Annotated in this window: 7 protein-coding genes; 3 read left to right on the top strand and 4 right to left on the bottom strand. The window is 52.5% G+C overall.

Annotation, left to right across the window (positions count from 1 at the left end; translation table 11 throughout):
• Nucleotides 1–50: 50 nt before the first annotated feature.
• The 4 genes from rarA to lrp form a co-directional block, all read right to left on the bottom strand.
• Entirely contained in the window at nucleotides 51–1,394 is a 1,344-nt protein-coding gene (gene rarA, locus RTW80_RS02890) for a replication-associated recombination protein RarA (protein ID WP_000067755.1), read from the bottom strand.
• Between the two features lie 10 nt (nucleotides 1,395–1,404).
• The gene (gene lolA / locus RTW80_RS02885) at nucleotides 1,405–2,016 is read right to left on the bottom strand and encodes an outer membrane lipoprotein chaperone LolA (RefSeq protein WP_001295343.1); all 612 of its coding nucleotides are present in this window, start codon (nucleotides 2,014–2,016) and stop codon (nucleotides 1,405–1,407) included.
• A 154-nt stretch (nucleotides 2,017–2,170) separates the two neighbouring features.
• Complete coding sequence (ftsK, locus tag RTW80_RS02880; RefSeq protein WP_000077006.1) at nucleotides 2,171–6,160, bottom strand: DNA translocase FtsK; 3,990 nt, start codon at nucleotides 6,158–6,160, stop codon at nucleotides 2,171–2,173.
• 134 nt (nucleotides 6,161–6,294) lie between these two features.
• Nucleotides 6,295–6,789 carry a leucine-responsive transcriptional regulator Lrp gene (gene lrp, locus RTW80_RS02875; protein WP_000228473.1) on the bottom strand — a complete coding sequence of 165 codons (495 nt, stop codon included), beginning with the start codon at nucleotides 6,787–6,789 and terminating at the stop codon, nucleotides 6,295–6,297.
• 544 nt (nucleotides 6,790–7,333) lie between these two features.
• Between lrp and trxB the strand changes: the two genes are divergently transcribed.
• The 3 genes from trxB to cydC all read left to right on the top strand — a co-directional run bounded on the left by trxB (nucleotide 7,334) and on the right by cydC (nucleotide 11,910).
• Nucleotides 7,334–8,299 (top strand): thioredoxin-disulfide reductase, encoded by a 966-nt coding sequence (trxB, locus tag RTW80_RS02870; protein ID WP_000537418.1) that lies wholly within the window; start codon nucleotides 7,334–7,336, stop codon nucleotides 8,297–8,299.
• 122 nt (nucleotides 8,300–8,421) lie between these two features.
• Nucleotides 8,422–10,188, top strand: coding sequence for a heme ABC transporter permease/ATP-binding protein CydD (gene cydD, locus RTW80_RS02865; protein WP_001043577.1), 1,767 nt, complete (start codon nucleotides 8,422–8,424; stop codon nucleotides 10,186–10,188).
• Nucleotides 10,189–11,910 (top strand): heme ABC transporter ATP-binding protein/permease CydC, encoded by a 1,722-nt coding sequence (gene cydC, locus RTW80_RS02860; RefSeq protein ID WP_023281794.1) that lies wholly within the window; start codon nucleotides 10,189–10,191, stop codon nucleotides 11,908–11,910.
• The last annotated feature ends 7 nt before the right edge of the window (nucleotides 11,911–11,917 follow it).

Genomic DNA, 11,917 nt, shown 5'->3' with positions numbered 1-11,917 from the left:
ACAGCCTGCGACCACAGGGATACAGTAACAACATTACCGCAACGATAACATTAACGGTAGCGTTTTATGGGGCTATTTTGATCCTGTTCAGCCAGCCAGGCGAGCTTTTCGCCAATCTTGCCTTCAAGGCCCCTGTTTGTCGGGAAATAATAGCGTGTTTGTGCTATTTCCGGCGGGAAGTAAACCTCACCGGCAGCATAAGCGTTTGCTTCATCATGAGCGTAACGATATTCCTGCCCGTAGCCCATTTCCTTCATTAATTTCGTCGGCGCATTACGCAAATGAACCGGCACGTCATAATCCGGGCGTTCGCGAGCATCGGCCAGCGCGGCTTTAAACGCAGTGTAGACAGCGTTGCTTTTTGGCGCGCAGGCCAGGTAAACAATCGCCTGAGCAATGGCGCGTTCACCTTCCGCCGGGCCAACGCGAGTAAAGCAATCCCAGGCCGCAATTGCCACCTGCATCGCCCGTGGATCGGCATTACCGACGTCTTCAGACGCAATCGCCAGACAGCGACGCGCGACATATAACGGATCGCCACCAGCGGTAATAATTCGCGCATACCAGTACAGCGCCGCATCGGGTGCGCTACCACGTACCGACTTATGCAGTGCGGAAATCAGATCGTAAAAGCGATCGCCTTTGTTATCAAAGCGGGCGCTACGTTCACCGGCGATTTCGGTCAGTAATTCAGGCTTCAGGACCCGCTTACCGCTATCATCGACTTCGGCCATATCCGCCATCATTTCCAGCGTATTTAACGCCCGGCGCGCGTCGCCATTCACCAGTTCAGCAATGGCGCGTCGTGTTTCATCTGGCAGAACAATATCCTGACCACCATAGCCACGGGTTTTGTCTTCCATCGCCTGAGTTAGTACTTGCTCAATATCCTCTGTACTCAGGGATTTCAACAGATAGACACGGGCACGGGAAAGCAGTGCCGAATTAAGCTCAAACGACGGGTTTTCAGTGGTTGCGCCAATAAAAGTGATGGTGCCGTCTTCAATATGTGGCAGAAATGCATCCTGCTGGCTTTTGTTGAAACGGTGAACTTCGTCAACAAAAAGAATAGTGCGGCGACCTGCATTGCGGTTTTGCCGGGCGCGCTCGATCGCCTCGCGAATCTCTTTCACGCCAGAGGTGACGGCAGAAATACGTTCCACATCAGCGTTCGCATAGCGGGCAATCACTTCAGCGAGAGTTGTTTTGCCGGTACCCGGCGGCCCCCAGAGGATCATAGAATGTAAATGCCCGGCTTCGATAGCGCGCGGCAACGGCTTCCCCGCAGCCAGCAAATGTTGCTGGCCGATATACTGTGCTAAATTTTCTGGCCGCATACGCGCGGCCAGAGGTTGAAAAGTATTATCCGAAAAATCGAGCGACAGATTGCTCACTCAGGTGCCTCTACTTACGTTGATCATCTACCGTGACGCCTTGCGGCGGGGTGAAGGTAAATTTCGCTGCATCCACAGCCCCATTTTGCTGGGATTTCAGTTGATAACTGCTGCGCTGATCGTCCTGCTCCACCGCGCTAAACTGATGGATTGTGCCATCACGTCCCACGTTAATGGTGAACTGCTTCAGATTGCCATTGCTGGCTTTCGGCGTCAGGACAAAGTCATCGCCATTCTGTTTGATATTGTACTGCTGCCAGTCGCTGGACTGGTTGCGGGCAATCAGCATAAACGGCGTATTACCGGTGGCATCTTTCAGCCAGGTTGCCGTAGCTTGCTCAACGAACGGGTTATAGAACCACAGTGTTTTACCGTCAGAAACCAGAATGCTTTCATCAGGTTGTGTCATATGCCAGTTGAATAAGTTTGGACGTTTCACCCACAGATCGCCCTGACCTTCCTGCACCGCCGCGCCGCTACCGTCAGTCACTTTTTGTGTGAAGCTGGCGTGGAAGCTGCTGACTTTATCCAGGCGGCTTTTCAGATCGCTTGCGGCATCAGCCCAAACGCTGCTTGCTACTAAGCTTGAGAGTAATGCACAGGTGATGGCAATTTTTTTCATCATTATTCCTCAAATTACGTCACTCCCGATCGGGAGTTCCCTCTACTCTCTATTCCAGGCTAATAATCAGCTTGAGGAAAGAAGAAAATACTGAATTTTCAGTTGATAGAGTGCCGGATGCGACGCTACCGCGCCTTATCCGGCAATGCATTAATTAGTCAAACGGCGGTGGGGCCAGCACTTCACGATTACCGTTGTGCCCCTGTTCGCTGACAATCCCCTGCGCTTCCATCTGTTCGATAATACGCGCTGCACGGTTATAACCAATGCGGAACTGACGCTGTACGCCAGAAATTGACGCTTTGCGTTTTTCAGTGACAAACTGCACCGCCTGATCGAACAACGGATCCAGTTCTTCAGCGCCATCGAAACCACCCGCACCACCTTCGCTTTCGCTGTCGGAGGTGATGCCATCAACATACTGTGGGCGACCACGCGCTTTCCAGTCCTGCACCACGGCATGAACTTCCTGATCGCGAACAAAAGCACCATGGACACGTACCGGCAACGTGGAGTTCGGCCCAGAGTAGAGCATATCCCCCATACCCAGCAGTGATTCCGCGCCAGCCTGATCAAGAATGGTACGTGAGTCAATCTTACTGGATACGGTAAAGGCGATACGGGTCGGAATATTCGCTTTAATCAGACCAGTAATAACATCAACCGATGGACGCTGAGTTGCCAGTACGAGGTGGATACCCGCGGCACGGGCTTTTTGCGCCAGACGTGCTATCAGCTCTTCCACTTTTTTACCTACCGTCATCATCAGGTCGGCAAATTCGTCAACCAACACCACAATGTATGGTTCTTTTTTCAGCACCGGATGCTGGGCATCCATACTGTCACCCGGCTTCCAGTACGGGTCTGGAATCGGACGCATCATGCGATCGGCTTCAGCAATTTTTTCGTTATAACCCGCCAGATTACGCACACCCAGCGCAGACATCAGTTTATACCGACGCTCCATCTCGTTAACACACCAGCGCAGCGCGTTGGCGGCATCTTTCATATCAGTAACGACTTCCGTTAACAGATGCGGAATGCCTTCATAAACCGAAAGCTCCAGCATTTTCGGGTCGATCATGATGAAACGCACATCTTCTGGCTGTGCTTTATAAAGCATGCTCAGGATCATCGCGTTCACACCGACAGATTTACCGGAACCGGTAGTCCCCGCAACCAACAAGTGCGGCATTTTCGCCAGATCGGCAACCACCGGCTCACCGGCGATATCTTTACCCAGCACCACGGTTAATGGCGACGGATTATCGCGGAATTTGGCGTTATCCAAAACTTCGCGCAGATAAACGGTTTGTCGTTTTTTATTCGGTAACTCCAGACCTACATAGGGTTTGCCAGGAATAACTTCAACGACACGCACCGCCACCGTCGAAAGTGAACGGGCAAGGTCCCGTGACAAGTTAGAAATGCGCGCCGCTTTTACGCCCGGTGCCAGGTTCAATTCAAAGCGAGTGATAACCGGCCCCGGAGAGTAATTGACGACATCGGCTTTAATACGGAAATCAGCCAGACGCGCTTCCACCAGGCGAGCCATTTGTTCAAGCGCAAAGGTATCTACCGGCTCCACTTCGCTCGGCGGCGGTGTCAGCAAATCCAGAGAAGGCAGCGGCGTCGTCGGTTTATGCAACGGACGGCTGTCGCCATTACGCATCAACAGCGGATGAAGCAGGGTATCCTGCGGTTGTGGCGCAACTGGCTGTTGTGGCTGCTGATACTGCTGCTGCGGCGCAACCGGTTGTTGCGGCTGCTGATATTGCTGCTGTGGCGCAACCGGTTGTTGCGGCTGCTGATATTGTGGCTGCGGCGCAACCGGCTGTTGTGGCTGCTGATACTGCGGCTGCGGCGGAACTGGTTGTTGCGGCTGCTGATATTGCTGCTGCGGTGCAACCGGTTGTTGCGGCTGCTGTACAGGTTCAACAATTGGCGTAAACAACGGTTCGTGTGGACCATCATCCAGCAACGCTTTCATTGGCGAAAATTCAAAATCATCCAGCGAGAACGGATTCGCCCCAGCCGGTTGTTCGCCGGAATAACGTTGTTGTTGAGTTTGCGCAAACTGACGAGCCAGTTCAGCCTCTGCCGCAGCATCTGCATCTTCTGCGTTTACGGGCACATCATGTTGATACTGTTCGCCATAGCGTTGCTGCTGTGTCTGGGCGAACTGACGTGCCAGTTCATCCTGCTGCATCGCATCGATTTCATCATCGTTGTACTGATCGCCAGAATCGTACTGATTGCGCTGGGCTTCACGGGCTTTTTCTTCCGCCGCACGCTGTGAGGGCAGCTTAATACCGTAAGACGCCAGTTCACGACGAGTTGGCACGCGGATACGTTTCGGTCGTGGCAACTGCGGACCAATCCCCTCTTTGACCTGAGGACGCGGTCCACCGCTATTTGCCAGACTGAAGACTGGCGCGGCAACGGTTGCGGCAGCCCCCGTCGCCAGTGTCGCTTTTTTCACGCCAGATGCCAGCGGGGAAACAGCGGCAGCGGCTTCTACTGGAGGTACTGCTGCAACAGAAGGTGCTTTCAGCGAAGATTTGATCGGTTCTGGTTCTTTAACCGGTTCTGGAATCGGTTGATACCAGGCCGCAAGTTGTTCACGTTCACGGGCTCGCTTCTCTTCAACTTCTTCAAAGTAGTAAAGCGGCGGACGCGCGGGTTTTGTCTCTTCTACAACGGGTTCAGGCTCCACAACAGGCTGCTGTTCAACGGGTTGCGGCTGTTGGTACAACGGCTCCTGAGCGGCTGGCTGCTGATAAGTTTGCTCAGTCTGGTATGTAGACTGTGGAGCAAAAGTGGATTGCTGCTCTTCGGCTTGCCAGGCGTTACCTGCCACCGGTTGTTCTGGCGCAGGGGCATAATACGGCTGTTGCGCAGGTTGTTCAGCTGCAGGTGCATAATACGGCTGCTGCGGCTGTACTGGTTGTTGCAGCGGCTCATTATATTGCACTGCAGGCTGCGCATATTGTGACTGCTGTGGGTAACCTTCCGGTGCAGGAGCAATAACCGGCTCTCCCGTTTGTGGACCCGGTACAGGCTGCCAGGCTACTGTAGGTTGCGCAGGTGGAACATCAACAGAGGCAACAGGCGGCGTCTGAGTCACAGGTTCAACCGGCGCAGCCCAGCTTTGTGTCGCCGTGGTAGCAGCAGCTGCTACAGCGACAGGTTCGGTAATTGGCGCACCGTTTAATAATGGATCGTATTCGTCATATTCTGGCTGCGTTGCACGATTGCCCGAAAATAGGACGTCGTCCGGGTCGGCAGCCACACCGCGTGCAGTGTAGGTAATCTCTTCGTCATCATCCATCCGCTTACCGGAGAACAACGCAGCGTCTGTTTGCCGCCCCATCGGATTAATGAATTTTTCCGCCAACCGTTTACGACGCGCTAGCGCGCCGCGAAGAATACGGGCACGGCGTGATTCATGCTGTTTGCCGTGATTTTCATCTTCATACTCTGCGTCGTCTTCATACTCATCTTCATCGACCCAGGTATCATCGCGACGGGTACGATTACTGGCGAAGGTGAGAATGTTTAAAATCCAGCCGCCGAGTTTTTCAGCAATGGTCACCCATGACCAACCGGTGAACAACGTCAGGCCCGCTGCCCAAACGCAGAGCAGCGCAATAGTTCCCCCGCTACTGTGTAGCAGTGGTTGTAGCGTAGTGCTTAGTAAGCTGCCAATGACGCCACCGGAGGCAAAATACCAGATATCGTCAGCGTTGATTGCCGCCAGACCACAGGAGGTAAGGATGAGCGCCAAAACGCCAATGATGCGTAGCGAAACGGCAAAATAATCAATGTATTCGTCGCTGGACTGATGACGCCAGGCAAACCAACAACCGCCGACAATAATGACGGGAATGGTGTAAGCCATCACGCCAAAAATAAAGAACAGCGTATCTGCCAACCACGCACCGGGCATCCCACCTAAATTATGGATAGGTTCATGCCAGGCCGTTTGCGACCAGCTGGGGTCCGAAGGGTTAAAGCTTAGTAAGGCAGCCATCAACCAGACGGCAAACAGGACAATAAGGATCAGCAACGCCTCCAGAAGGCGGCGGCCGCTACTTAACTTTGTCAATGTGACTTCTTTGTCTTCAGTGTATTCCTGGCTCAAGAAAGGCTCTCCAGGTTACAGGCTTTTCCTGCCCGATGCTAAAACGGACAACAGTACCAGGTTACCCCAGTACTGTTGCTGTATGGATTAACAGGAGTGTAATCAAAATACGCCGATTTTGCACCTGTTCCGTGTTAGCGCGTCTTAATAACCAGACGATTACTCTGCTTGACTTCTTCCATAACAACGTATGTCCGTGTGTCATTGACGCCAGGCAGACGCAGCAGGGTTTCCCCCAGCAACTTACGGTAGGCTGACATATCCGGCACGCGTGTTTTCAACAGGTAGTCGAAATCACCGGATACTAAATGACACTCCTGAATTTCTTCAAGTTTTTGTACAGCGGTATTGAATTGTTCAAACACATCCGGTGCGCCACGATTCAGAGTAATCTCAACGAATACCAGAAGTGATGCATCCAGATAATGGGGGTTAAGCAGCGCCGTATAGCCCTGAATAAACCCTTGTCTTTCCAGCCGACGCACACGCTCAAGGCACGGCGTTGGGGAAAGTCCCACACGTTTAGAAAGCTCGACGTTAGAAATACGCCCATCCTTTTGCAACTCATTAAGAATGTTACGATCGATACGGTCGAGATCTTTGCCAGGGCGCTTCTTGCTATCTACCATTATTATTGTCTCTCTGTATTCCTTCCCTACTCCTGTCTGACCCTGAAACATCACTGTTCAGAGTCGCTACCCGTCACGATAGACCGAAATCATGAAGATTCACGGCGCGCAATGCCTGGGTCTACGGTGAGAAGACCGTTGCCTTGTGGCAGCTATCGACATCACGAATGGCGTCTGTCCACGCCATACGTAGATTTCACTAGCACGGTAAACATGGTATTTACATGCATGGTTATGCGCATATAAGAATACTGTTTTTTTTCTTCCTCGAATGTTTTCGCAAAACACCAGGGGATTGTCAAAGCAAAACATCGATTTTTAGTACAACATGCCAGATATTCATTAACAGGGGCGTTTATTCATCATTTAATCGGCTTATAAAGCGGGAAATTTAAGTAGCAGAGGTGATAATGACGGGAGAATTTGACCTGCTTATCGATGCTGCCGATTGCACAAATTGTTAACAAAATCGTCATACTCTTTTTTTACGTCTGTAAATTCCCTACAATCCTGCCCATTGTCTGCCAACAACTATGGGGATCTCATGGGCACGACCAAACACAGTAAACTGCTTATCCTGGGTTCAGGCCCGGCGGGATACACCGCTGCTGTCTACGCGGCGCGCGCCAACCTGCAACCTGTGCTGATTACCGGCATGGAAAAAGGCGGCCAACTGACCACCACCACGGAAGTGGAAAACTGGCCTGGCGATCCAAACGATCTGACCGGTCCGTTATTAATGGAGCGCATGCACGAACATGCCACCAAGTTTGAAACTGAGATCATTTTTGATCATATCAACAAGGTGGATCTGCAAAACCGTCCGTTCCGTCTGAATGGCGATAACGGCGAATACACTTGCGACGCGCTGATTATTGCCACCGGAGCTTCTGCACGCTATCTCGGCCTGCCCTCTGAAGAAGCCTTTAAAGGCCGTGGGGTTTCTGCTTGTGCAACCTGCGACGGTTTCTTCTATCGCAACCAGAAAGTTGCGGTCATCGGCGGCGGCAATACCGCGGTTGAAGAGGCGCTGTATCTGTCTAACATCGCTTCGGAAGTGCATCTGATTCACCGCCGTGACGGTTTCCGCGCGGAAAAAATCCTCATTAAGCGCCTGATGGATAAAGTGGAGAACGGCAACATCATTCTGCACACCAACCGTACGCTGGAAGAAGTGACCGGCGATCAAATGGGTGTCACTGGCGTTCGTCTGCGCGATACGCAAAACAGCGATAACATCGAGTCACTCGACGTTGCCGGTCTGTTTGTTGCTATCGGTCACAGCCCGAATACTGCGATTTTCGAAGGGCAGCTGGAACTGGAAAACGGCTACATCAAAGTACAGTCGGGTATTCATGGTAATGCCACCCAGACCAGCATTCCTGGCGTCTTTGCCGCAGGCGACGTGATGGATCACATTTATCGCCAGGCCATTACTTCGGCCGGTACAGGCTGCATGGCAGCACTTGATGCGGAACGCTACCTCGATGGTTTAGCTGACGCAAAATAATTTTACAAATCAGTAACAAAAGTAAAGAAGGCGACACCATGCGACTATGGGTCGCCTTTATTTTTTCCCCGTTGTAACATTGCTCTGCAAATAATTCTGATAACTCACCTGCTAAGCGTGCAATGAATAAATCTCGTCAAAAAGAGTTAACCCGCTGGTTAAAACAGCAAAGCGTCATCTCCCAACGTTGGCTGAATATTTCTCGTCTGCTGGGCTTTGTGAGCGGCATATTGATCATTGCCCAGGCCTGGTTCATGGCGCGAATTCTGCAACATATGATTATGGAGAATATTCCCCGTGAAGCCCTGCTGCTTCCCTTTACGTTACTGGTTCTGACCTTTGTACTGCGCGCATGGGTGGTCTGGTTACGCGAACGGGTGGGTTATCACGCCGGGCAGCATATCCGCTTTGCCATCCGCCGTCAGGTTCTCGACCGTCTGCAACAAGCAGGGCCAGCGTGGATTCAGGGTAAACCTGCGGGGAGCTGGGCGACGCTGGTACTCGAGCAAATTGACGATATGCATGATTACTATGCACGCTATCTGCCGCAAATGGCGCTGGCAGTGTCGGTGCCGTTGCTGATTGTGGTGGCGATCTTCCCCTCTAACTGGGCTGCGGCGCTCATTCTGCTGGGCACAGCACCGCTAATTCCGTTGTTTATGGCGCTGGTTGGAATGGGGGCTGCCGATGCTAACCGACGTAACTTTCTCGCTCTTGCTCGCTTAAGTGGGCATTTCCTCGATCGCCTGCGCGGCATGGAAACATTGCGTATTTTTGGTCGTGGTGAAGCTGAAATTGAAAGTATTCGTTCTGCTTCGGAAGATTTCCGCCAACGGACAATGGAAGTGCTACGACTGGCGTTTTTATCCTCCGGCATTCTCGAATTTTTTACCTCGCTGTCAATTGCTCTGGTGGCGGTCTACTTTGGTTTTTCCTATCTCGGCGAGCTGGATTTTGGTCACTACGATACTGGCGTGACGCTGGCTGCGGGTTTTCTGGCCCTGATCCTTGCGCCAGAGTTTTTCCAGCCATTACGCGATCTCGGTACGTTTTATCATGCTAAAGCCCAGGCTGTTGGTGCAGCTGACAGTCTGAAAACGTTTATGGAAACCCCGCTCGCCCATCCGCAGCGCGGTGAGGCGGAATTAGCATTGACCGATCCGCTGACCATTGAGGCCGAGGATCTGTTTATCACGTCGCCGGAAGGTAAAACGCTGGCCGGACCGCTGAACTTTACTTTGCCAGCAGGCCAACGTGCAGTGTTGGTTGGTCGCAGCGGTTCAGGTAAAAGCTCACTGCTGAACGCGCTTTCTGGTTTTCTCTCATATCAGGGATCATTACGAATCAACGGGATAGAATTACGCGATTTATCACCAGAATCATGGCGTAAACATCTCTCCTGGGTTGGGCAAAACCCACAATTACCGGCAGCAACATTACGGGATAACGTACTACTGGCGCGACCTGATGCCAGCGAACAAGAATTACAAGCAGCGCTGGATAACGCCTGGGTCAGCGAGTTTCTACCGCTCCTGCCACAAGGCGTTGATACGCCTGTTGGCGACCAGGCTGCCCGCCTTTCCGTGGGGCAGGCGCAGCGCGTGGCGGTGGCCCGTGCGTTACTAAATCCCTGTTCGCTATTACTGTTGGATGAACCCGCTGCCAGCCTTGATGCTCACAGTGAACAGCGCGTAATGGAGGCGCTGAATGCCGCCTCTCTGCGCCAGACAACGTTAATGGTCACCCACCAGTTAGAAGATCTTGCTGACTGGGATGTCATTTGGGTTATGCAGGATGGCCGGATTATTGAGCAAGGACGTTACGCGGAATTAAGTGTGGCTGGTGGCCCATTCGCCACATTACTGGCCCATCGTCAGGAGGAGATTTAAATGCGCGCTTTGCTACCCTATCTGGCACTGTATAAACGTCATAAATGGATGTTAAGTCTTGGTATTGTGCTGGCAATTGTGACGCTGCTCGCCAGTATCGGTCTGTTGACACTTTCCGGCTGGTTCCTCTCGGCCTCAGCGGTTGCGGGGGTTGCCGGACTGTACAGCTTCAACTATATGCTACCCGCTGCGGGCGTGCGTGGCGCAGCAATCACCCGTACTGCCGGGCGCTATTTTGAACGTCTGGTAAGTCACGACGCGACTTTCCGCGTGTTGCAGCATCTGCGCATTTACACCTTCAGCAAATTGCTGCCCCTCTCCCCTGCCGGACTGGCGCGCTATCGTCAGGGCGAATTGCTCAATCGCGTGGTGGCGGATGTTGATACGCTCGATCATCTTTACCTGCGCGTTATCTCGCCGCTGGTGGGCGCTTTTGTGGTGATTATGGTGGTGACAATCGGGTTAAGTTTCCTTGATTTCACCCTCGCCTTTACGCTGGGCGGCATTATGTTACTGACGCTTTTCCTGATGCCACCGCTGTTTTATCGTGCGGGAAAAAGCACCGGGCAAAATCTGACTCATCTTCGCGGACAGTATCGCCAACAACTGACGGCCTGGCTGCAAGGGCAAGCTGAGCTGACCATTTTTGGTGCCAGCGATCGTTATCGCACGCAACTAGAGAATACAGAAATTCAATGGCTGGAAGCGCAACGCCGTCAATCTGAACTGACCGCATTGTCGCAAGCGATAATGCTGCTCATTGGCGCATTAGCGGTGATCCTGATGCTGTGGATGGCGTCTGGCGGCGTTGGCGGCAATGCTCAACCCGGCGCGTTAATTGCCCTGTTTGTCTTCTGCGCGTTAGCCGCGTTTGAAGCACTGGCACCAGTAACGGGTGCATTTCAGCATCTGGGGCAAGTCATTGCCTCTGCCGTTCGGATCACTGATTTAACGGATCAAAAACCGGAAGTCACCTTCCCTGATACCCAAACTCGTGTTGCCGATCGCGTTTCGCTGACATTACGGGATGTTCAGTTCACTTATCCGGAGCAATCCCAACAGGCACTTAAAGGGATTTCTCTTCAGGTAAACGCCGGGGAACATATTGCGATTCTCGGGCGAACCGGATGCGGCAAATCAACACTGTTACAACTGCTGACCCACGCTTGGGACCCGCAACAGGGCGAGATTTTGCTTAACGATAGCCCCATAGCCAGCCTGAATGAAGCGGCTCTACGACAGACCATCAGCGTTGTTCCTCAGCGAGTGCATCTGTTTAGCGCCACGCTGCGTGATAATCTGTTACTCGCCTCGCCTGGCAGTAGTGATGAGGCTCTGTCGGAGATCTTGCGTCGCGTTGGTCTGGAGAAGCTGCTCGAGGATGCAGGTCTCAACAGTTGGTTAGGTGAAGGCGGACGCCAGCTCTCCGGTGGTGAACTGCGCCGTCTGGCTATCGCCCGTGCGCTGTTACATGATGCGCCACTGGTGTTGCTGGATGAACCTACCGAAGGCTTAGATGCCACAACCGAAAGCCAGATCCTTGAATTGCTTGCAGAAATGATGCGTGAGAAAACGGTGTTAATGGTCACCCATCGACTTCGCGGACTCTCTCGTTTCCAACAAATAATAGTGATGGACAACGGGCAAATTATTGAGCAAGGTACTCACGCAGAACTGCTTGCCAGACAGGGGCGTTATTACCAGTTCAAGCAGGGTTTGTAAGCTATTA

Source organism: Escherichia sp. AM3, from assembly GCF_032029835.1.
GTDB classification, from domain to species: domain Bacteria; phylum Pseudomonadota; class Gammaproteobacteria; order Enterobacterales; family Enterobacteriaceae; genus Escherichia; species Escherichia coli.
Note: the sequence above shows the minus strand (reverse complement) of the source record. Positions and strands in the feature narration are given on the sequence as shown.